Origin of the sequence: Foetidibacter luteolus (assembly GCF_009650435.1) — a bacterium.
In the GTDB taxonomy this organism is placed as follows: domain Bacteria; phylum Bacteroidota; class Bacteroidia; order Chitinophagales; family Chitinophagaceae; genus Foetidibacter; species Foetidibacter luteolus.
The window spans coordinates 148,492-170,353 of the sequence record NZ_VVIP01000038.1 but is presented as its reverse complement, the minus strand read 5'-3'; the positions used below and the strand labels follow the sequence as shown (position 1 = coordinate 170,353).

Sequence of the window (21,862 nt, the reverse complement as noted above, 5' to 3'; positions counted from 1 at the left end):
TTTAAATAAAAACATCTAATGATTGATTTTCAAATTGATATAGAAAATTGCATAAATGTTCTCAGGGCAGGAGGGATTATACTTTATCCCACAGATACCGTTTGGGGATTGGGCTGCGATGCCACCAATGCAGAAGCCGTGGAGAAAATTATTGTTCTAAAAAAGCGTCCGGCTGAGAAAAGCTTTGTAGTACTGGTGGCTTCTGAAAGGGACGTTCTTCAATACACGGCAGCTCCTGACCCAGCTATTTTTGATTACCTGCAATCCCAGGAAAAACCCACCACGGTTATCTATGACCATGCAATCGGCCTGGCTGAAAATGTTGTGGCCGCGGATGGTTCTGTTGCTATCCGTATTACAAAAGATGAATTTTGCCGGCACCTGGTTAAACGTCTGCGCAAGCCCCTGGTAAGCACTTCGGCTAATTTCAGCGGCATTACACCCCCAGCCATATACGCCCAGGTTGATAAAGAGATTGTTGCCGGCGTTGATTATGTACCGCGTTACCGGCAGGATGATACCCGTCAGTCTCCGCCATCTTCCATCATACGGTGGAAAAAGGGGGAGGTCGTTAAAATAAGATGAGTATTTTACATTAAACTTTGTAAGCTTATCATTATAAATAGATTATGATTTAGAATTGAATATAAACAGGAAAGAGGATAAGTTTTTTTGGTAATTATTTTTAGTCGTCGTAGCTATGCCATAATACCAAACCAATATTCTGATGAACGTTCCTATGTCTTCAGGCTCTGTAAAAGCGCATTGTAAAATCAACCCGCTGCTTGATTTAATTATTCAAACAGGCCTTGAGAAACAAACCATTTACCAATCTTACCAATTAGACAAATTAAAGCGAAACAACCCTTCAAAGGTTATGTATTTCCTGCACCAAAAAAGAGTTTTTCCTGCCTGGGATGCTAATAAAAATGAGCTGGAGTTTGAATAAAGCTTCGCTGGCTTAGGTCAACTATTATCTTTGCCCTTATGCAAATAGATTGCACGGAAAGGGAATTATTCATTTTTAAGAAAATAGCCACGGCGGCACGGGAAGCTGGTGTAGAATGCTATCTTATCGGCGGTTTTGTAAGAGATAAAATTATTGGCCGCCCTACTAAAGATGCTGATATTGTTTGTCTTGGCGATGGAATAGCCCTTGCCCATGCTGTTGCTGCCAGGTTTAACCCCGCGCCACCTGTTGCCTTTTTTAAAACTTTTGGAACAGCGCAGGTTAAGCTGCCTGACCTTGAGCTGGAGTTTGTAGGCGCCCGCCGGGAAAGCTACAGCCAAAACAGCCGCAAACCCGCTGTTGAGCCCGGAACGTTGATTGATGATCAAAACCGCCGTGACTTTACCATTAATGCCCTGGCTATCAGCCTTAACCAGGCGGATTACGGAAGTTTGATTGACCCATTTAATGGCCTGCTGGATATAGAGCGTAAGCTGATACAAACGCCTTTAACCCCAGGTCAAACCTTTAGCGACGACCCATTGCGCATGATGCGGGCCATAAGGTTTGCCACCCAGCTTAATTTTACCATTGCCCCGGAAACCTTTGCTTCCATACAGGAAAATGCAGAGCGCATTTCTATAGTAAGCCAGGAGCGTATAACAGATGAGCTTAATAAAATAATGCTAAGCCACAGGCCATCTACCGGCTGGGACCTTTTGTCAAAAAGCGGGTTGCTCTCTCTTATTTTTCCGCAAATGATGGCGCTGCATGGCGCGGAATACCAGGATGGGCACGGGCATAAGGATAATTTCTATCACACCTTGCAAGTGCTTGATAATATAAGTGTTAACACGAATGACTTGTGGTTGCGCTGGGCAGCATTGCTGCACGATATCGGCAAGCCCGCCACCAAAAAATTTGAGGAAGGCCACGGCTGGACATTTCATGGCCACGAGGTTACCGGGGCCCGCATGGTGCCAAAGATTTTTGCCCGCCTTAAATTGCCCCTTAACGAAAAAATGAAACTTGTGCAGAAACTGGTGGCTTTGCACCTGCGGCCCATTAGCTTAACAAAAGAGAATATTACAGATAGTGCCATACGCCGCCTGCTGTTTGACGCAGGTGAAGATATTGATAGCCTGATGTTGCTTTGCAGTGCCGACATAACCAGCAAGAATAAGTTTAAGGTAAAACGCTACCTTCAAAACTTTGCGCTGGTAAAACAGCGCCTGCAGGAAGTGGAGGAAAGTGACCGCATAAGAAACTGGCAACCACCTGTTACAGGCGAGATGATTATGGAGAAATTTGGCTTGCCGCCAAGCCGTGCCGTGGGTGTTATTAAAGATGCGATAAGAGAAGCCATACTGGATGGGGCTATACCCAACGATTTTGATGCCGCCTACCAGTTTATGCTGCAAAAAGCGCAGGAGTTAAATTTGCGGCCCATTGAATAAAATGTATTTTCGCTGGCTGGTGAAGATTAGTTTCCCGAACTGGTGACCAGCTAAAAAGGAAATTAATGATATGGGCTGCATGGCAATAGAATTATCTTAGTCGCACCCCGCAATGCAGAGGGATGCCGGGCATGCTGGTGCGTAAAGCGGTAGCGTACAAGAGTGCGACGTATCGATGCTCAATGCATATTCCGTCTGCCGGGCCCATAAAAATCCAGTTACAGGTAACGGATGGTTATTTACAAACTATATACTTTTAAATGGCTATTTTAAAATTCAGAGTGTATTACGAAGAAGACGATGCGGTTTACCGGGACGTGGTTATTAAACATACGCAGTTCTTTAAAGATCTGCATGGTGTTATACTTAAATCGTATGAGTTCGATTCCAAACACCAGGCTACTTTTTACCGCAGTAACGATCATTGGTTGCGCGGCCGCGAAATAAGCCTGGAGAAATATGATAAAAAATACCAGGCAGAGCCCCTGCTGATGGAAAATACCACCATTGGCAGCGAAATACGCGATACCAACCAAAAATTTGTATACGTGTACGATTTTGCCAAGAACTGGACATTTTTGGTAGAGTTGATTAATGTAAGCAAGGAAGAGAATTCAAAAACCGTTTACCCGGCTATTACCCGTACAGAAGGTATTGGCCCCCAGCAATACGGCACACGCAGCCTGCTGGGTAACAAATTTGCCGACATTGAAGAAAAGTACGACCTGGACAAAGGCGCCGAAGGATTTGGCACAGAAGGCGATGACAGTGGCGGCGATGAAGACGAGTTCGGCTCCGGCGAGGAAACCGGTGAAGAAAGCAATAACGATGAATATTAATAAACTGTAAAGCTTTTATTAATTATTTTTTGTTTGTGTTACCTTCTTAAATTGGCTGTATGAAAATACTTATAACCGGCGCCAATGGCTTTTTAGGCCAGCACCTTACATTGCACCTGGCTGCAAAAGGTTATCATGTATTGGCTGTAAGCCGTGGCGATTGCCGTATTCCGCTGCCACATAATTTTATTTTTGCCTCACTCGATATAACAGAAAAGCAACCCGTTGATGCCCTGGTAAAAGTCTATGCTCCGGATGTTATTGTACATGCGGCTGCCATAAGCAAACCCGATGAATGTGAAAAAAACAGGCCTGCCTGCCTGCTGCACAATGTTACCGCAACCCAGTTTTTGTTACATGCCTTGCAGGCATTACCACAAGGCAAATCGCAATTCATTTATATATCCACCGATTTTGTTTTTGGAGAAAACGGCCCACATGCTGAAGAGGATGAAAAAGGGCCGCTGAATTTTTATGGCGAAAGCAAACTGCAGGCCGAACGGCTTGTTGAACAAAGCGGCTTACCCTTCAGCATAGTAAGACCGGTATTTATTTATGGCGCTGTTTGGCAGGGGCTAAGGCCAAGTTTTCTACACTGGGTTAAAAATAACCTGGAAAAAGGCCAGCCCATTAAAGTTGTAAGCGACCAGCAACGTACCCCCACCTTTGTGGAAGACCTTTGCAAAGGCATTGAAAGCATTATTGAAAATCGTAAAACAGGTGTTTACCATCTTGCCGGTAAAAACATTTTATCGCCCTGGCAAATGGCAATGGATACGGCGGCAATTTTAGGCCTGGATGCAGCATTAATAGAAAATGTTACGTCTCAATCTTTTGCAGAGCCTGTAAAAAGGGCAAAAAAATCAGGGCTTAAAATAGATAAGGCCATACATGAGCTGGATTATAACCCTGTTGATTTTAAGGAAGGTATTCGTTCTACTTTCAATATAACCTAAGATGCTTACCCCACTGCAGAAATATTTTGCGCAGCGTGTAAAGAACCTCTTTAACCATTTGCACGATTTTGAGCTGAATGGAGATGAGGTTTCTATGCACGATTTTAGGGTAGAGCTAAAAAAAATGCGTTCCATTGTAAGGTTCCTGGAGCAAATTTATCCCAAACCCAAACTTAAAAGAGCTTCGCATTTACTCCGCAATATCTTCCAGGTAGCAGGTGAAATAAGGGAATACCAGCTTTTACAGCAATGGTTACAGAAGGGCAATTTTTTTGTGCTGGAAAAAGAATACTATCCGCCGGAACGGTTAAACAACATGGTTGAGGCCTTCCGCATGCGGGCCGATGATTACAAAACCGATTTGAATGAGATAATAGAAACGGTAGGGCATTATGTACATTCCACCAACGAAATTCTGGCAGAGCAATATTATACCGATATGAATGCGCAGGTGGAAAACATGACCCGCCGTAACCTGCCGCAAATTGACTGGCACGAACTGCGCAAACTGATAAAACAGCGCATTTACAGTTTTAACTGGGTACGCCACGAAGACAATTACGAGGATAACGCTTTTGCTTATTACAACAAATTACAGGAAACAATAGGGCAGTGGCACGACCTGGAAATTATTAAAGATAACTTCTCACAAAAGCAGGTTTGGCTATCGCAGGATATTGAAGTGCAAAAAGATTTTAACCTTGCCTGGGACAAATTAACCACCGGGCTTAAACAAAAAGAGCGTGTTATAGAAGATATGTTGGCAACCAGGCAGGCAGAAGTAAAGGGGATAAAGTCTGATGCATGAAGTTTTGTCCCCCGCTTACCATTCCCCACTCCCCACCGCCTTTTTATGATACCAGCTACATCACTCCGTAGCATCACCTGTTGCGTCGCAATCCGTTCATCGTTCTGTCCATCGGGCAGCTTTTCAGCCCCTTGTAGATTATGCTGAAGAAAAGCCCCAATCACCATTATTACTGCTTCGTCAGCTCATCCTTATACACAACGCCGCCCTTCATAACAAAGCCCACTTTTTCCAGCGCTTTAATATCGTCCAACGGGTTAGTGGCAACGGCGATGATATCAGCAAATTTGCCAACAGAGATGGAACCGGTTTTTTCTTTCCAGCCCAGCAAATCCGCCGCGTTAACGGTAGCTGCCTGTATGGCCTGCATAGGGGTAAGGCCATATTTAACCATGTAAAAAAACTGCTTGCCATTCCAGCCATGCGGGTATACACCCGCATCCGTTCCAAAAGCAATTTTAACCCCGGCCTTAACGGCTTTGGCAAAGTTTTCCCTTTGCAGCTTGCCAATCATTTTTTCTTTGTTGATAATCTTTTCAGGATAGCCCAGGTTACCGTATTCGCTTAATATGTAATCATCGTTGTAAATATCCGCAACCAGGTAAGTGCCGTGCTGTTTCATCAGTTGTATGCCTTCATCATCTATAAGGCTGCCGTGTTCTACAGAAGCTACGCCTGCTTTTACTGCAATCTTTATCGCCTCGGCGCCATGCGCATGGGCGCAGGTTTTCTTCTCCCACATGGTGGCTTCGCTTACAATAGCATTCATTTCTTCCTGCGTAAACTGCGGGGCGCCTACGCTTTCTTCTTCGGTTAGTACCCCGGCGCCGGCGCCAAACTTAATTACATCCGCGCCGTATTTTATGTTATAGCGTACCTGTTTGCGTAATTCTTCCACGCCGTTGGCTACGCCCGTCATTTCTTTCGGGTACTTCCATTCAAGGTAAGGAGAAAAGCCGTTAAGGTCCCCATGACTGCCCGTGGAGCCAATAAACAGGGTAGCCACCTGCAGGCGTGGGCCGGGAACATCCCCGTTGTTGATGGCGTTGCGCAAAGCCACGTCAACAAGGCCAATAGCCCCAACATCGCGGCAGGTGGTAAAACCTGCTTCTAAAGTACGTTTGGCATAGATATGGGCGGTAACAGCAAAATCAACCGGGGTTTTGCGAAAGATTTCACCATAATAATCGCCGCCCGGTTGGGATGTAATGTGTGTATGGCAGTCAATCAGCCCCGGCAGTACTGTAGCTTTTGAAAGATCAATAACAGTAGCGCCGGCAGGTATGGCAATATCCGCCGCTACCTGTTTAATGGTATCGCCGGATACCAGTATCATTTGATTATTGAGTATGCGGCCATTTTGGGTATCTACCAGTTTGCCGGCTTTAATAACAGTTACATTTTGCGCAGCAGTTATGCAGGGCAACAGAAGAATCAACAGGATTAGTCTCACAAAGTTTGTTTTAGTTGGGTTTACTTAGAAAACCACACTAATATACGATGCTATGTTAAACATAAAAAGGGAGTGGTGAGTGGTGAGTGGTGAATAGTGAATGAGGGCCAACATTAAACTTGTTACTTTTTTCCATCGTACATCCCACATCAAACATCTTACATGATTAGGACAAGTGGGGGAGTGGTAAATGTAAAGTGGGGGTAAGCCTTTTAAACATCATACATCCCACATGAAACATCTTACATAAAAAAGTACTTCGTAATTCGTACTTTTTCCATCGTACATCCCACATCATACATCTAACATAAGTAAGTACTTCGTACTTCAAACTTCGTACTTGGGGGTGCCCCCAAGCTGCGCAAGGGGTCGGGAAGAACTTCGTTCGTAACATTCGTCAAAACAACATTTAGTTGCTTCTCCTCGCTTGTGCTCATACTCCGGCACAAAGCAGCGCAGGCTCTCCACCTTTAGGGGGAGTTGGAGGGGGTACTCAGCGGGGTATCCGCTTCAATCCCTCACCCGAAGGTGTAACCCGCTGCTTTTTTCGCCGGGCCTATTGGGTGAAATAACAAGGGATGAAGCTGTTCCCCCTGAGTTTATCTAAGGGTTAGGATAGTATATAGCTGGTATGAGATTGTGCACCGGCACATTGCCTACAGCGTTAATGGCAGTTCCTTCAAAAAGTTGTAACCTTACAGCATGAAGTCTTTGAATGATGCCATTGAAATTTTTAACGCTGCGGTAAAAGCTGTACAGCCTGCTGTATTAATACCTCAACAGCTTTCAGTAAAGGATAACCACCTTCTTTTACCTGGTGGTACATGGCCGCTTGATAAGGGGAAAATTTATTTACTGTCAGTAGGCAAAGCTGCTTCGGCCATGGCACAGGAAGCGGAAAAAATATTGGGCAGTCATATAACAAAAGGGCTGGTAGTAACCAAGTACCACCATAGCTTGCCGGTTAAGTTTTGTACCACCATAGAAGCCGGGCACCCTGTTCCGGATGAAAACAGCATAAAGGCAGCGGAGGCCATAAAAGGTTTCCTGCAAAATCTTGCTGGTAGCGATTTGCTGCTTTGCTTCATCAGTGGTGGCGCTTCTGCTTTAATTGCTGACATAGCTGAAGGCATTTCGCTGGCGGATTTGCAACAGTTGTCCAGGCTGTTGTTGCAATGTGGCGCATCCATCCATGAAATAAATACCATCCGTAAACATACCAGTACATTAAAAGGGGGCCAGTTGTTGCGTTATGCTAACGGGGCCAGGGTAGCGGCATTTCTTATCAGCGATGTAATGGGCGATGATACCTCAGTTATTGCCAGCGGGCTTACCGTAGCGGATAAATCTACATTCGCGGATGCATGGAAAATTGTAAAGCAATATAATTTGGAAGAAAAACTTCCGCATGCCGTTGCAGCGCATTTACGCAAAGGGCTGAATGCTGAGATAACGGAAACACCCAAGCCCGGCGACGATTGCTTTGCCAATACCATCAACAGCATTATTGCCAGCAATAGCATTGCGTTAGGCGCCGCGGCAGGCACAGCCCGTAAACTGGGGTACAACGTAAGCATCATTAATGCTGCTATTGATGGTGAAGCACGGCAACGGGCCGCGGAATTTGTAAATGAACTGCTGCATTATGAGGCTGCAAAACCTGCCTGCCTTTTAATGGGTGGAGAAACCACGGTAACCATCCGTGGTAAAGGAAAGGGTGGCCGTAACCAGGAGTTTGTGCTGGCTGCATTACAGGAGTTAATTCAGCAACAAGTAACTGCGGATAAACTTCCTGTAGTTTTATCTGGCGGCACCGACGGCACGGATGGCCCTACAGATGCTGCCGGCGCGGTTATAGACAACAGCATAATGCCGCTCTTAGCTTCGTTACAATTAGATCCATTGCCTTACCTGCGGAACAATGACGCTTATCATTTTTTTCAGCAAACCAGCAACCTGCTGATTACCGGCCCAACACAAACCAATGTGATGGATGTAGTGGTGGGGTTGGTAGGCTAAACACATCCGGGTCTGAAAAGATGCCATAGAAAACCGGACGATGAAAGTAATGCGACGCAACGAAGTCGCCACATAGCACAGTCGCTGGTAACCAAAATAATGTTGGCATTAATAGCAGACTCCTGATTTTATGCCGCCACGGCAACTCATTTTAAAGCCAGCGCTACAGCCGTCCAGTCATGCTCAGCCAGGCCTTGCTGCATGCATTGTTCCAGTTGCAGTTTTGCCTGTTGCCCAAACGGCATTTTAGAGGATGTTTCCGTGGCCTGCTGCAATACAAGGTTCACATCCTTCAAACCTAATTTTAGCGCAAAGCCGCCGGGCTCAAAAACTTCTTTCAACAGTATATTGCTATAGTTAACATAGATGGGCGAAGTAAATAGGGTTTGCGTAAGCATATTCATCCATGCGCCTGCATTAAGCCCGCTGCGTTGGGCAAGGTTAATGCCTTCGGCCATAGATTCTATGGCAGTTACAATTAAAAAGTTACTGCATAGTTTGGCAACATTGGCGGCGCCCGGCGCTTCGCCAAATTCCCATACATTAGCCGCGCCGGCATCCTGCAGCAAAGGCCTAATAATTTCTATGGTTGCTTTGCTGCCTGAAGTAAGAAAGTTGAGCTTCCTGGCTTTTGCTGCTTCGGGCCTGCCCATAACAGGGCATGCTATGTAGTGGCTGCCATTTTGCTGGTGAATACCGGCCAATTCATTTGACGTAGCAGGCAAAACAGTACTGATGGAAATATGGATACCGCCGGACTTTAAATGGGTGGCAATGCCATCCGGGCCTGAAGTAATGGCCTGTAAAGCGGCATCATCTGATACGATGCTGAAAACAATATCGCAGTCCGTGGCCAGTTGCTTAATACTGCTGCAAACAATTGCGCCTTTAGCTTTTAACGCATCAGCTTTAGAAGCGGTGCGGTTATATACCTGCAAGGCGTGGCCTTTGTTTAATAAGTTTTCCGCAATGGGTGTTCCCAAATTGCCAAGACCAATAAAACCAAGTGTCATATAGGTTATTTTGTTGAGTAATATGTTTAACAAAAACAGCAGGCCATGGCCTGCTGTTTTTACTGTTATAATAACATCAGCTAACTTCTGCGCCTGCATCAACTGCATCTTCAGGGTTAATGAAATGTAGCTTGCCACTGGCATCTTCAGCCATCAATATCATGCCATTGCTTTCTATGCCACGCATTTTACGGGGTGCCAGGTTAGCTACAACAGTTACCTGCTTACCAACGATATCTTCGGGTTTAAAATGCAGGGCAATGCCAGACACAATTGTCCTGGTTTCAAAGCCAAGGTCAATGGTAAGCTTAAGCAGCTTATCTGCCTTCTCCACTTTTTCAGCGGCTGTTATCTTGCCCACCCGCAGGTCTATTTTGGCGAAATCGTCGTAAACAATTACCGGTTTCAGGTTGCCGGTTCCTGGTTGCTGGTCTGTTGTTGATGCAGGTTGCTGTTGGGCAGGGGCTTCTTGCGGCTCGCTTGCGGCAGGTTTAACCAACCCGTTTTTCAGCTTTTCTATTTGTGCGGCAATCTCCGCGTCTTCAATTTTTCTGAACAAGAGTTCCGGCGCCCTTAAAGTATAGCCTACACTCAATAGTTTAACGCTGCCTGCATTTTCCCAGTCCAGCATTTTATCAACCACTTTCATCATGTGCAGCATTTTCTTAGCTGTTGTGGGTAGGAAAGGATTGATGAGTATAGCCAGGTTAGCGGTTAACTGCAGGCATAAATGCAGCGTGTTGTCAATATTCCTTTGTGCATCTGGGTTTTCAGCCAATTGCTTTGCGACAATCCAGGGTTCTTTCTTCTGCATATATTTATTGCCCCTGTCACTCAGCATTATTATTTCAAACAAAGCATCCCTAAATTTAAAGTCTTCAATCAGATTTTCGACTTTAACTTTTGTTGCCCCGATATCTTCAATAAGTTCCTTATCTACGTCTTCAATAAGTTCATTATGAAACGGCGGTACTTTGCCTCCGCACAATTTGTGCATCAATACCATTGTACGGTTTACCAGGTTACCAAACTTATCAGTTAATTCGCCTTTACTGCGATCCTGGAAATCCTTCCATGTAAAATCATTATCCTTTGTTTCCGGTGCATTGGCACACAGTACATACCTCAATACATCTTCGCAGCCGGGAAAATCTTTTACATATTCATCCACCCATACAGCCCAGTTGCGGCTGGTAGAAACCTTGTCGCCCTCAATATTTAAAAACTCATTGGCGGGTACATTCTCCGGCAGCACAAAATTGCCATGCGCTTTCAGCATGGATGGAAAAATGATGCAGTGAAAAACAATATTGTCCTTGCCAATAAAATGCACCAGTTTGGTATCATCCTTACACCAGTAGTCGGCCCAGTTTTCAGTTAATTCTTTCGTGGCGCTTATGTAACCGATAGGCGCATCAAACCAAACATACAGCACTTTGCCTTCGGCATCAGGTAATGGCACTTTAATGCCCCAGTTGCTGTCGCGGGTCATGGCGCGGCTTTGCAGGCCATTATCCAGCCAGCTTTTGCATTGGCCATATACGTTGTTCTTCCATTCTTTGTGGCCTTCAATTAACCATTCTTTCAGCCAGGGTTCGTAGTTCTGTAGTGGGAAATACCAGTGTTTGGTTTTCTTTTTTACCAGCGGGGCATCGCTTAGTGCGCTGCGTGGGTTTATCAGTTGTTCCGGCGATAAGGTGCTGCCACATTTTTCGCATTGGTCGCCATAGGCGTTGGGGTTGCCACAAACCGGGCAGGTGCCTATAATGTAGCGGTCAGCCAAAAAGGTATTGGCTTTTTCATCGTAGTACTGTTCTGTTTCTTTTTCTTCAAACAGGCCGTCATCATACAGCTTCTTAAAAAAAGCCGCAGCCGTTTCATGGTGCGTTTTGTTAGATGTCCTGGAATAAATATCGAACGAAATGCCTACCTGCTCAAAGCTGCTTTTAATCTGTGCATGATATTTGTCAACCACCTGCTGTGGCGTAACACCTTCTTTCATGGCACGTATGGTAATGGGTACGCCATGCTCATCGCTGCCGCCAATAAACTTAACATCCCTTTTTTGTGCACGCAGGTAGCGTACATATATGTCGGCAGGTATGTAGCAGCCGGCCAGGTGGCCAATATGCACCGGGCCATTGGCATAAGGCAGTGCCGCGGTTACCAGGTATCTCTTAAAATCTTTGTTTGGTTGTTCTGTGCTCATTATTCTTCCTCTTTTTTACCATCCGGTTAAGGGAGTGCAAAAATAGGCATCGCTGAATGCACCATAAAATTTATGATATGTCAAAAGGGAGGTGGCTTTTTATATTCGTATAAAAATTGTTTGCCAAAGAAGTAACAGGCTACACTATCGGGTGAGGGATTGAAGCGGTTGCCCCGGTTAGTACCCCTAAAGGTGCCTGCGCTGCTTTGTGCCGGAGTAATAGCGCAGCTTTCGTTACCCGAGGTACGAGGTACATCCCCAAAATACTCCCGGGTATATAAGGGGCAGCGGCAACATTTGATGGGCCTTGATAATGTTGTGTAAACTCATGTGTCAGTTGTTTAGCGGTATTCGCCAAACACTTTTCTCAAAACGTCGGCAATTTCGCCAAGGGTGCAAAGGTTTTCAACCGCATCAATTACATGCGGCATCAGGTTACTGCCATCTTTGGCGGCGGTTTCTATTTTATGAAGGCAAAAGGCTGTTTTTTCCTGGTCGCGGCCAGCCTTTAGTGCTGCCAGCCTTTCACTTTGTATCAGGCGGATGCTGTCATCAATCTTAAAAACGGGGACGGGCTCCTCCTCCTTAACAGTAAACTTGTTAACGCCAACAATAATTTTTTCGCCGCTTTCCACCTGCCGTTGGTAATCGTAAGCGCTGCGGGCAATTTCATTCTGAATGAAGCCTTGCTCAATAGCACTTACACTGCCCCCTATATTGTCAATTTTCTCCACCAGTTGCCAGGCCTTTTCTTCTACTTCGGCTGTAAGGGCTTCCACAAAATAGCTGCCTGCCAGCGGGTCAACCGTTTCCGCCGCGCCACTTTCAAAACCCACTACCTGTTGGGTACGTAAGGCAATACGTGCAGCTTCTTCTGTAGGCAGGCTAAGCGCTTCATCGTAGCCATTGGTGTGCAGGCTTTGCGTACCGCCCAGCACCGCGGCCAACGTTTGTATGGTTACACGGCTAATGTTGTTTTTAGGCTGTTGCGCCGTTAGCGTACTGCCGCCTGTTTGGGTATGAAAGCGCAGCATCATGGCCTTGGGGTCTGTTGCGCCCAGGTCTTTCATCATTTTTGCCCACATGCGCCTTGCCGCACGAAACTTGGCCACTTCTTCAAACAAGTTGTTATGGGCATTAAAGAAAAAGGAAAGGCGTTTGCCGAATACATTTATGTCAAGCCCTTTGGCCAATGCAGCCTGCACATAAGCTTTGCCATTACTGAGCGTAAAAGCAATTTCCTGTACCGCAGTGCTACCTGCTTCACGTATATGATAGCCACTGATGGAGATGGTGTTCCATTTAGGCAGTTCCGCGCTGCACCATTCAAAAATATCGGTGATGATGCGCATGGATGGCTTGGGGGGGTAGATATAAGTGCCTCTTGCAGCATATTCCTTCAGAATGTCGTTTTGTATGGTGCCTGCAATCTTCGATAAATCGGCGCCCTGTTTTTTGGCCAACGCCACATACAGGCTTAAGAGTATATACCCGGTAGCGTTTATCGTCATGCTGGTGCTTACATCTTCCAGCTTAATGTCTTTAAACAAACGCTCCATGTCTTCCAGGCTGTCTATGGCAACGCCTGTTTTGCCCACTTCACCTTCGGCCAGTTCATGGTCGCTGTCGTAACCTATTTGCGTAGGCAGGTCAAAGGCAACGCTAAGGCCCATCACCCCCTGGGACAACAGGTAATGATACCGCTTGTTGCTTTCTTCGGCAGTGCTGAAGCCGGCATATTGCCGCATGGTCCAAAGTTTGCCGCGGTACATGTCTGGCTGTATGCCACGTGTAAAAGGATATTTTCCCGGCTGTTCTGTTGCGGTGTTATAGGTTGCTGGCAGAGATTCAGGTGTGTAGAGTTGCTTTATTTCAATGCCGGAATCTGTTTGATATTTTTTTTCTGACATACGGCAATTTACGGCTTTCAGGCAAATAATCTTTTAGCCTCGTAACTAAGTACTTCACTAACCACTTCGTGCAGGCTGCCCTTTTTGTCGTTCATTAAAAACTCCAGCAGTAGCTTATTCAGGTCAAGCCCGGTAGCTTTAGGAGGCAGGGCATTGGCAAACTGGTTTACCACCAGCATGTTTTGTTCTTTCAGGTTTTTAACGGCCGTCCATGCATCGGCGCTTACATAAATCTGCTGGGTTATGTTGTATTCGTATTCGTCTTTAATATTTTTGGTAAGTACAAGCTGCATTTCCCTGGCGCTAAGGCCGGCCTGGTTTACGCGGCTGATAAGGTTGGGCAGTGCAATTCTGTCAACCAGCAAGGTAAGTCTTTCGTAAGCCTGCAATTGTAATTGCAGCGCAGGGTTTTCTTTTTCCTCAGTTTTGCCACCCTTTTTTCGGTAATCTCTGAAAATATATACCAATGCCCCCACGAACAAAAGCCCTGCTACCGCAAGCAAAAGAATAGTTGTATCGCCCATCGCAATCTTTTTTGCAAAAATAGGGAGGTTGGCAGTTCATTTACAGGATGCAGAAAAGCCATTTTTTGGACACCGGCATTTGGTTTTCATGGCATCGCCGGTTGTGTCACTCACTGCACCGTTCGGAACATTTTTCAACAAAGCGAAGGTGGGCAATCTCATCGCTGCCATCCGCCTTTTTGCTTCACGGGCTGAAACGCTGCACATTTAACAGAATGACGAAGTGATTGCCAGCCAGCTTTATTAATCCCTTTAATTCTAACCTGCATAATAAACCTTGATGTGATTGCAAAGAATGGCCGTATCGCGTTTAGAAAATGTTGCGTGGTATATGCTGCCTGGCAGCGGTGTGTAGCGTTTTTTCTACCTGCTTTGTCTATTCATTTATACTAATTTCGCCCTTATTACCATTGCGGCATGGTACCCGCGTACACTATCGTAAACAAACAATTCGTATATGAAAGCACTCCTGGTAACCGTAATACCGTTCCTGTTCTTACTGCCAACTGTTTCCGCTCAGCTAACCGTAAAAGACTCCTTAAAAATAGAAGCGCAAAAGAAGGATGCAGAAAAGCTGGCGCTTAAGATGGCAGAACAAAAGAAGAAACTTGCCGAGATGGAAGCCCGCATTCCTGGAATGGAGAAAGATGCCAGGGATAAAGCGGAGAAAGCAAAAGAATCTATCGCGGATAATGAAAAAGCCGCTTCCAGCCTTGGTGACGATGTGCAGGATAAGAAGAAAGCTAAACAGGCAAAAAAAGCAGCCAGCCGGGCCGCTGATGATGCCAAAGATGCAAGAAGGGCCGCAGCAGCCCTTAAAGAGATGCAGGAAGACATAGATGATTTGAAAGAGAAGATTGCAGATAATGAAAAGAAGCTGGCCAAATTGCAGGCATTATTGCCGCCGGTACCCGTACCATAAGAGCCCGACAGCCGGATTATACAAGGTAGCAGCCTGGTTATTCTATGAGGAATGAATTTTTTAGCAGGGCAAAAGATGAATGGACAAAAAAGATGGCGATAAAAAGCACTGGTTAATAATACAGTTGTATATTCGGCTTATGCGGAAGTAGCTCAGTTGGTAGAGCATCAGTTTCCCAAACTGAAGGCCGCGGGTTCGAACCCCGTTTTCCGCTCTCTGCTAAAATAAATTGGGCCCGCGTATAAACACAGGCCCTTGCATTGGGGGATGCAATCCCTTGACATGCAAAAAGTACAAATTCATCAACAGGTTTCGCCGTTGAAATAATTTTAAACAGTATTGGTTTTGGAAAAGTGTTGGAGTAAGCTTTGAGAGTGCAAAAATACATTTCTGTTTGCTAAGGGTATCTAAAATATTTGGTAAGAAATTGTAAACGTAGCGGCCTTTACCCTGTTGGCAGCAGCTTTTTTAGAAAACCTTGTTTTAAGAAAATTTTATTATTCCATCGCGTCAACTTTGATAACCGGGTTCGTCAAACCCGGTATTAAAAAACTATTGTATGCGTAACACAATCATAGCTTTCATTTTGCTATTAGCGGCTGTTTCAGGTAATGCACAGCCAAGGCCGCACTGGAGCCCTTCACGGGGTGGATATGGATATTACCGCGGCGGCGGGTATCATTACGGCGGGCCACGGGTAGTGGTAGCGCCAAGGGTAATGATACCTTATGGCGGCATGTCTTATTACTATAACAGCGGGTTCTTTTACAGGCCCTATGGGGCTTCGTTTAGAATTATTGCCCCACCCATTGGCATAAGCATCGGCTTGTTACCTGCAGGCTATATGCCGGTGTATGTTGGCCCTTCGCTGTTTTACTATTATGGCGGTACTTTTTACCAGCGTAATAATAACAATAGCAATTACCAGGTGGTTGATCCTCCGATGGGTGCCGAGATTACCCAATTTCCCCGCGGCGCCAAACTGGTGGTAGTTAACGGGGAGCAGTTTTATGAGTTGAACGGTACTTATTACCAGCGTACGGTAACGGATAAGGGCGATAATGTATATAAAGTAGTGGGCAAAAACGGCGAAATAAACAATAGCCCGCTTCCCCAGGATGAACCGAACGTAGGGGATACCATTAATGAGTTGCCCGAAGGCTGCAAAACCATAACACTTAATGGTGAGAAGTATTATGTATCCCCGCATAACATTTATTACAGGAAAATAACCGGTGAAAATAACCAGGTAAGCTACCAGGTGGCAGGCAAGCCGTCTGAAGAAAAAAAGTAATGCCAGCTATATATAACAAAAGCGCCATTGCAGCTACGCAATGGCGCTTTTGTTATATACACACTGTTAATACAATGTCGTATAATTAAGGATGTTAGCCTGAGCCTGTCGAAGGCGGATGCATAAAAAGCATGGGATGTAAAACAGTTTCGACAAAGTTTACCCCGCAGATTGCGGGGCTAAACCTGGCATTGGTTTCTTATACTACACGCCGCATAAAACCGTGCAAAGAAAAACAGCCAGGCCGCACATTGCCGAATAGAATTACCAGGCGTACAAGTGAGTGACACAACAGGCGCCTTATAGTAGCACTATAGTTGGTCACCAAAAAAATGGTGCACAATTTTATCCGGCAGGCGGTATAACCAAAACACATAGACTTTTTAATAGATCAACGCAAACGTTTGATAAGAAACCAATTACAGTAAGTCCCTACATTCACCGTATTTCTGTTGCCCGGCCCCTTAGAGGCTGGTGACTTGCACAGGAAAGTAACATTTGTAATCTCGATACTTTTATGCGTTTTGCTGTAAGTTTAGTTCTCTCGTTATTAGTTGTAGCAGGTAAAGTAGCAACAGCCCAAAAACCGGTGTGGTCTAACTCCTTTCCGGCAAGTAACCAATACAACACTTCACGTTCATTGTTTGGTACCTGCTTAAATTTATCCGGTACTGCGGCCATGCGTACGCCTGTTGTGCGGCAGTACCCGTTGCCATCCATGCAGCAATCGTTTTCTGTAACGCTGTGGGTTAAGGCAGATGCCGGCCTGCAGCAACCTTACAACATCATCAGCGGTTATGAGCAACGCGGCGACAGCACCTACGGCTGGCGGCTGGGTGTGCAGGCAAACGGCGCCTGGTTTTGGTCTCTCCGGGAAGATACATTGCTTTATGATTACCTGCCCACCGCACGCCGCCAAACCATAAAGGATAACAAATGGCATCACCTCGCATTTGCCTATAATGCAGTTAAAGAAGAAGCGTGGCTATATTATGATGGCCGTAATGTTGCCATTGTGCATACACCCGACGTACGGCGCATTGCCCCGCAAAAATTACTGATTGGTGGAGACAGCACCGGTTACATAGCGCAATGGGAAACTTTCAATGGCTTTATAGACGAAGTGCAATTGTTTACCGGCGTGCTCTCGCCGGCTGATATAGCCAAATCCGTTGAGGGTTATTTTGGGCCTGCAGCAGCCGTGCCATCCCGAAAAACGCTGTCCACGATGAATTATAATATCTGGCATGGCGGCAGGGAAACCGGTAAGGAAACAGGCGTACAGCGCATTGTGGATGTTATTAAAAACTCCGGCGCCGATATCATTTCCATGCAGGAAACTTATGGCTCAGGGCCAGGCATCGCTGATGCTTTGGGCTATTATTTTTACCTGCGCAGCTCTAACCTTTCTATATTAAGCCGTTACCCCATACAGCAAACCATAGATGGTTATAAACCTTTCAACAATGGAGGGGCGCTTATCAAAGTAAACAATACACCCATCGCTTTTTTTACCAACTGGTTTAACTACCCGTTCGACTATTGGGATATGCTGGACAAAGGAGAAAATATTGACCGGAATTTCTGGTTGGAGCAACAGGAAAAAGTAAATACTGCTTTTCTAAGGGGCATCCTTAAAAAAATCAATCCCTGGCTGCAAATGGCTGACAGCATACCCATTGTTTTCTGTGGGGATTTTAACAGCGGCTCACACCTGGATTGGGTAGAATCAACCCGCCACCTCAACCACGGTTACGTAATACCTTTTCCCACTACGGTTCTAATGGAGCAGACAGGCTTCAAAGATACCTACAGGCAATTATACCCAGATCCTCTAAAACACCGCGGCATTACATGGTCGCCGCATTTTACCACCTGGTTCCAGGACAGGATTGATTACATTTATTACATGGGCAAAAAATTAAAACCCGTGCAATCTTTCACCATTACCAGCCACCCGGTAATGTATCCGTCAGACCATGCCGCATTGGTAACAGTATTTACGTTAAACAGGTAATGGAGCTTTACAAAATACAGGGGCTGCATTAATTAAAGTATTGAAATTTTCAGGGGGTGCCCCCAAGCTGCGCAAGGGGTCGGGCAGAACTGCGTTCGCAACCTTTGTCAAAGCAACACTTAGTTGCTTTTCCTCGCTTGTGCTCATACTCCGGCACAATGCCCGGCGGCGAAGGCTTCACCGGGGGTATCCGCTTCAATCCCTCACCCGAAGATGATACCCGCTAATGTTTTTGCAGCCAGGCTTAAGCTTGATAGCGCTAAACTTCATGCCAGTAAGCCATCACTTAACAATACATGCCGCCAGTGCAATGTGCATTCAATACGTGTAGAGTTAATGCGCTGTTTACCCTATTTTTATACAAACACAAACCTATGCTGCTTCATCCCGGTTGCCGTACAATAGTATTGTTATTACTAACCGTCCTTTGTATTAAACCCGCTATTGCCCAAAACGTTTCGTTGCAACGCCAATTGCAGGAAAGCCATTACCTTAAATATGTAATGAAGGCTGATAGAAGCGATGCCGGCATTACCAGGTGGCTAAAGAAAAAAGTAACCAATTCCCGCCAGTTGCCACTGGCAGAAGATGTTAACTCGCTAAAGCTTAAAGGGCCGGGAAGCATCAGAATTGACAAAGCCAATACCATTTCCGGCAAAGGCAGCATATTGCTGGAAACACCTACTTCACTGGCGGTAAAAAATCCCAGCAACCGTAGCTATGCTTCTGCGGAATTAATAAGGCCCATCAAAAGAGAGAACCTGCACGCTTATAACAGGTTTTCTGTTTGGGTATATGCCGATGCGCCGGGCTTCTACACTTTCTTTATCGGGTGTACACTATATAACGAAGGCGAACATATTATGCCAACGCCGGGCAGGTTTGAAGGGCAGCATTTTGTTACTGTGTACCCCGGAAAATGGCAGCAAATAATTTGGGAGTTGCCGGATTTGTATCGCGACGCGGTAACCGGTTTGTCAGTTAATATTATGCTTACAGGCTCGCCGCAAGGTGCAGGCGATAACATGAAGTTGTATGTGGATGATATGCGGCTTGAACAGGTAGAAGCGGAAAATAGCAGGGGTTTCCATTTGCGCAGCAATGCCATAGCATATAGCCACAGCGGGTACAAAAGCGGATCGGTAAAACAGGCGCTTGTTCAGCAGGTGGCTACCACCAAATTTCAACTGGTGGATGCAGCCGGCAAGCTGGCTTTTAGTGGTGAAGGAAAAAAACTGGATAGCGGTTTTGTGCAGCTTGATTTCAGCAGCTTTAACAAACCTGGTTTTTATACCCTGGCGATAGATGGCCGTACCACAAAACCTTTTGGCATTGGAGATGATGCGTACCTGGCTACCGCGTGGCGTACGCTTAATTTTTTCTTTGCTGAAAGGTGCGGCTATAACCAGCCGGGCATTCATCAGCAGTGCCACCTGGACGTTACTACTGCCCACCCTGACGGCAGAACCGTGAATGTTAGCGGGGGCTGGCACGATGCGGCAGACCTTACGCAAGGCATCGGCAATACAGCCAGGGGCGGGTTGGCTATGCTGCAACTGGCAGACGCGGTAAAAACCTCCAACGAAACGCTGTACCAGCGCCTGCTTGACGAAGCCCGCTGGGGCCTTGAGTGGGCATTGAAAACAAGGTTTGGCGATGGCTACCGCAATGGCGGGTTAATCATCGGCATCTGGACTGATAACATCAACGGTACTAAAGATGATATGCAGGGTAAGGCATCTAATAATCCAGCGGATAATTTTATAGCCGCATCTTATTGCGCTGTGGCCGCACGTATGTACCAGCAGCAAGACAAGGTGTTTAGCGCCTTATGCCGCAAAGCCGCCATTGAGGATTTTAAGTTTGCCAGCGAACTGTTAGGCATGGCCGCTAATGACAGGAATGAAACTGAATTATACGCCGGCGCCATGGTATCCGCCATGCACCTGTACCGCCTTACACGTGAACAATCGTATCTTGATATGGCTGCACAATATGCCCATGTAGTGATGGATGGCCAGCAGAAAGAACGGCGGACCGACTGGCAAATGCCGTTGCATGGCTTCTTCTATGAATCACGCTCAAAGAAAAGGATATTGGAATACTTCCACCGCAGCAACGAGCACCTGATGGTGCAGGGCCTCAGCATGTTATTGCTGGATGCCCCCAATCACCCGGATGCGCCCTTATGGAAAACTTCCTGCCAGGCTTATGCAGATTACCTTCATGATATTTCCACTGCTATTGCGCCTTACGGCATATTGCCTGCCGCTGTTTATGAATTGAACAATGCTGAGTTTGCGGGCATTTATCACGAAGGCGAAAAGATAGGCCTGCCTTCTATGGAAGAGTACAATGCCCAGGTTAAAAATGGCATCCACCTGGGCGGCAATTTTTACCTGCGCCGTTTCCCGGTAGCCTACCAGTTCAGGGGTTTTCATGCCGTGCTAATGGGCAAGGCAAAAGCCGCGTTTATTTTATCGGCTTTATTAAAAGATAAAGCACTTGCCGATATTGCCACCCGCCAATTGGAGTATATCATTGGTTACAACCCCTTTGCCATGAGCACTATTTATGGCGACGGCTACGATTATCCGCCCCTGTATGGCGCCTATGCCGGCGATGTGGTTGGCGCTGTACCTGTTGGCATAGAAACTTTTGAAAATGAAGATGAGCCGTATATGCCCATGCAGGTAAACGCCACTTACAAAGAAATATGGACGCACACCACCGCCGATGTTATGTGGCTGGTAGCGGCGTTGTTTAAGAAATAACCAATAAGGTATATTTACTTAAGCACTGTGTATATGGAGAAGGCTTTACATACCGGCGTCCGGTTTTTCATGGCGGCCCAGTTGCGTCGCAATCCTTTCATCGGCTGGTTTTTCATGGCAGCTTTTCAGGCCCTGGTAGATGAGCCCGGGCCGCCGATGCAAGCGACAAAATATTACTGCGGAACTGAAAGTTCCGCAAAGCGGGATTGAAGGGGCCCAATATGAATTTTGCCGAGTTTTATGCTTTTTTTACCACGTATGTTTTAGCGACGAGGTCGCCAATTCTTTGTTTGTATTTATTAAGCAGGGAAACAAAAATGCCAATTAAAAGGAAGAAATCAATAATATCAAACAAGTGCCGTACAATTGAATGCGATATTGAAATGGGAGACAAATCTGCTTTTACCACTTCTATTTTCAATGCTTTTTTTCCTAAAGTTTGCCCGGTTGTGCCCTCCTTAACAACAATTAGCAGGAACGAAAGAAACATCCAGGCTAATGCCGGTAAACCGGAAAGTGAATATCCTATTCCCTCCTTATCTTCATGCGGATCTCCAAAGAAAAAGCCGATTACAAGGCCAATCGCTCCAAGAATGTTAAAGTCTATAACAAATGCGGCGAATCTTCTAATGCGTCTTGCTATAACAGGTTTAGGGGTAATGTCAGTTAAATAATCCATAGCTTTCGTCGGCGTGGGTTATATGTGTATGTTCATATA

The 21,862-nt window shown here is 45.9% G+C and carries 19 protein-coding genes and 1 tRNA gene; 14 read left to right on the top strand and 6 right to left on the bottom strand.

Features of this window, described 5'->3' with window-relative positions; all coding sequences use genetic code 11:
- Positions 1–18: 18 nt before the first annotated feature.
- The 6 genes from F0364_RS11790 (at position 19) to F0364_RS11765 (ending at position 5,009) form a co-directional block, all read left to right on the top strand.
- On the top strand, positions 19–585 hold the full coding sequence (locus tag F0364_RS11790; RefSeq protein WP_153797982.1) for an L-threonylcarbamoyladenylate synthase: 567 nt from the start codon (positions 19–21) through the stop codon (positions 583–585).
- A gap of 142 nt (positions 586–727) precedes the next feature.
- Entirely contained in the window at positions 728–949 is a 222-nt protein-coding gene (locus F0364_RS11785; RefSeq protein WP_153797981.1) for a hypothetical protein, read from the top strand.
- Between the two features lie 38 nt (positions 950–987).
- Entirely contained in the window at positions 988–2,406 is a 1,419-nt protein-coding gene (locus F0364_RS11780; RefSeq protein WP_153797980.1) for a CCA tRNA nucleotidyltransferase, read from the top strand.
- A gap of 260 nt (positions 2,407–2,666) precedes the next feature.
- Positions 2,667–3,245: an IS1096 element passenger TnpR family protein gene (locus F0364_RS11775; RefSeq protein ID WP_153797979.1), complete on the top strand. Its 579-nt coding sequence runs from the start codon at positions 2,667–2,669 to the stop codon at positions 3,243–3,245.
- A gap of 59 nt (positions 3,246–3,304) precedes the next feature.
- Entirely contained in the window at positions 3,305–4,201 is an 897-nt protein-coding gene (locus tag F0364_RS11770; RefSeq protein WP_153797978.1) for an SDR family oxidoreductase, read from the top strand.
- 1 nt (position 4,202) lies between these two features.
- Positions 4,203–5,009 (top strand): CHAD domain-containing protein, encoded by an 807-nt coding sequence (locus tag F0364_RS11765; protein WP_153797977.1) that lies wholly within the window; start codon positions 4,203–4,205, stop codon positions 5,007–5,009.
- 169 nt (positions 5,010–5,178) lie between these two features.
- On the opposite strand, the gene F0364_RS11760 is transcribed toward F0364_RS11765, so the two are convergent.
- Positions 5,179–6,462: a Xaa-Pro dipeptidase gene (locus tag F0364_RS11760; protein ID WP_235921069.1), complete on the bottom strand. Its 1,284-nt coding sequence runs from the start codon at positions 6,460–6,462 to the stop codon at positions 5,179–5,181.
- 702 nt (positions 6,463–7,164) lie between these two features.
- Here F0364_RS11760 and F0364_RS11755 point away from each other — a divergent pair.
- Entirely contained in the window at positions 7,165–8,481 is a 1,317-nt protein-coding gene (locus F0364_RS11755; RefSeq protein WP_153797976.1) for a glycerate kinase type-2 family protein, read from the top strand.
- A 146-nt stretch (positions 8,482–8,627) separates the two neighbouring features.
- Here F0364_RS11755 and F0364_RS11750 read toward each other — a convergent pair whose 3' ends face one another.
- The 4 genes from F0364_RS11750 to F0364_RS11735 form a co-directional block, all read right to left on the bottom strand.
- Positions 8,628–9,593 (bottom strand): NAD(P)-dependent oxidoreductase, encoded by a 966-nt coding sequence (locus tag F0364_RS11750; RefSeq protein ID WP_262885380.1) that lies wholly within the window; start codon positions 9,591–9,593, stop codon positions 8,628–8,630.
- A complete protein-coding gene (metG, locus tag F0364_RS11745) occupies positions 9,571–11,703 on the bottom strand; it encodes a methionine--tRNA ligase (protein ID WP_153797974.1) in 2,133 nt (710 codons plus the stop codon). Before metG ends, F0364_RS11750 begins: the two co-directional genes overlap by 23 nt.
- 341 nt (positions 11,704–12,044) lie before the next feature.
- On the bottom strand, positions 12,045–13,613 hold the full coding sequence (locus F0364_RS11740) for an acyl-CoA mutase large subunit family protein (RefSeq protein ID WP_153797973.1): 1,569 nt from the start codon (positions 13,611–13,613) through the stop codon (positions 12,045–12,047).
- 17 nt (positions 13,614–13,630) lie between these two features.
- The gene (locus F0364_RS11735) at positions 13,631–14,137 is read right to left on the bottom strand and encodes a DUF7935 family protein (RefSeq protein WP_153797972.1); all 507 of its coding nucleotides are present in this window, start codon (positions 14,135–14,137) and stop codon (positions 13,631–13,633) included.
- Between the two features lie 28 nt (positions 14,138–14,165).
- Here F0364_RS11735 and F0364_RS11730 point away from each other — a divergent pair, with 28 nt between their 5' ends.
- From F0364_RS11730 to F0364_RS11700, 7 genes are all read left to right on the top strand, one after another.
- Positions 14,166–14,348, top strand: a complete 183-nt coding sequence (locus F0364_RS11730) for a hypothetical protein (protein WP_153797971.1) — start codon at positions 14,166–14,168, stop codon at positions 14,346–14,348.
- Positions 14,349–14,594: 246 nt separating this feature from the next.
- Positions 14,595–15,059 (top strand): hypothetical protein, encoded by a 465-nt coding sequence (locus F0364_RS11725; protein WP_153797970.1) that lies wholly within the window; start codon positions 14,595–14,597, stop codon positions 15,057–15,059.
- A 141-nt stretch (positions 15,060–15,200) separates the two neighbouring features.
- A tRNA-Gly gene (locus F0364_RS11720) sits at positions 15,201–15,273 on the top strand.
- A 345-nt stretch (positions 15,274–15,618) separates the two neighbouring features.
- Entirely contained in the window at positions 15,619–16,353 is a 735-nt protein-coding gene (locus tag F0364_RS11715; RefSeq protein WP_153797969.1) for a DUF6515 family protein, read from the top strand.
- A 517-nt stretch (positions 16,354–16,870) separates the two neighbouring features.
- The gene (locus tag F0364_RS11710; protein ID WP_153797968.1) at positions 16,871–18,370 is read left to right on the top strand and encodes a LamG-like jellyroll fold domain-containing protein; all 1,500 of its coding nucleotides are present in this window, start codon (positions 16,871–16,873) and stop codon (positions 18,368–18,370) included.
- A 374-nt stretch (positions 18,371–18,744) separates the two neighbouring features.
- Entirely contained in the window at positions 18,745–21,144 is a 2,400-nt protein-coding gene (locus tag F0364_RS11705) for a glycoside hydrolase family 9 protein (RefSeq protein ID WP_153797967.1), read from the top strand.
- A gap of 33 nt (positions 21,145–21,177) precedes the next feature.
- Positions 21,178–21,354, top strand: coding sequence for a hypothetical protein (locus F0364_RS11700; RefSeq protein WP_153797966.1), 177 nt, complete (start codon positions 21,178–21,180; stop codon positions 21,352–21,354).
- A 28-nt stretch (positions 21,355–21,382) separates the two neighbouring features.
- Here the strand turns inward: F0364_RS11700 and F0364_RS11695 are convergent, their stop codons facing one another.
- Positions 21,383–21,823 (bottom strand): RDD family protein, encoded by a 441-nt coding sequence (locus tag F0364_RS11695; protein WP_153797965.1) that lies wholly within the window; start codon positions 21,821–21,823, stop codon positions 21,383–21,385.
- Positions 21,824–21,862 lie beyond the last annotated feature (39 nt).

Excerpts from the sequence above, each read along its gene's own strand:
- F0364_RS11705 (WP_153797967.1), top strand. The coding sequence starts at position 18,745 with ATGCTGCTTCATCCCGGTTGCCGTACAATAGTATTGTTATTACTAACC.
- F0364_RS11785 (WP_153797981.1), top strand. The coding sequence starts at position 728 with ATGAACGTTCCTATGTCTTCAGGCTCTGTAAAAGCGCATTGTAAAATC.
- F0364_RS11765 (WP_153797977.1), top strand. The coding sequence starts at position 4,203 with ATGCTTACCCCACTGCAGAAATATTTTGCGCAGCGTGTAAAGAACCTC.
- F0364_RS11750 (WP_262885380.1), bottom strand. The coding sequence starts at position 9,593 with ATGCAGGCGCAGAAGTTAGCTGATGTTATTATAACAGTAAAAACAGCA.
- F0364_RS11755 (WP_153797976.1), top strand. The coding sequence starts at position 7,165 with ATGAAGTCTTTGAATGATGCCATTGAAATTTTTAACGCTGCGGTAAAA.
- F0364_RS11735 (WP_153797972.1), bottom strand. The coding sequence starts at position 14,137 with ATGGGCGATACAACTATTCTTTTGCTTGCGGTAGCAGGGCTTTTGTTC.
- F0364_RS11700 (WP_153797966.1), top strand. The coding sequence starts at position 21,178 with ATGGAGAAGGCTTTACATACCGGCGTCCGGTTTTTCATGGCGGCCCAG.
- F0364_RS11710 (WP_153797968.1), top strand. The coding sequence starts at position 16,871 with ATGCGTTTTGCTGTAAGTTTAGTTCTCTCGTTATTAGTTGTAGCAGGT.
- metG (WP_153797974.1), bottom strand. The coding sequence starts at position 11,703 with ATGAGCACAGAACAACCAAACAAAGATTTTAAGAGATACCTGGTAACC.
- F0364_RS11780 (WP_153797980.1), top strand. The coding sequence starts at position 988 with ATGCAAATAGATTGCACGGAAAGGGAATTATTCATTTTTAAGAAAATA.
- F0364_RS11770 (WP_153797978.1), top strand. The coding sequence starts at position 3,305 with ATGAAAATACTTATAACCGGCGCCAATGGCTTTTTAGGCCAGCACCTT.
- F0364_RS11740 (WP_153797973.1), bottom strand. The coding sequence starts at position 13,613 with ATGTCAGAAAAAAAATATCAAACAGATTCCGGCATTGAAATAAAGCAA.
- F0364_RS11725 (WP_153797970.1), top strand. The coding sequence starts at position 14,595 with ATGAAAGCACTCCTGGTAACCGTAATACCGTTCCTGTTCTTACTGCCA.
- F0364_RS11695 (WP_153797965.1), bottom strand. The coding sequence starts at position 21,823 with ATGGATTATTTAACTGACATTACCCCTAAACCTGTTATAGCAAGACGC.
- F0364_RS11715 (WP_153797969.1), top strand. The coding sequence starts at position 15,619 with ATGCGTAACACAATCATAGCTTTCATTTTGCTATTAGCGGCTGTTTCA.
- F0364_RS11790 (WP_153797982.1), top strand. The coding sequence starts at position 19 with ATGATTGATTTTCAAATTGATATAGAAAATTGCATAAATGTTCTCAGG.
- F0364_RS11775 (WP_153797979.1), top strand. The coding sequence starts at position 2,667 with ATGGCTATTTTAAAATTCAGAGTGTATTACGAAGAAGACGATGCGGTT.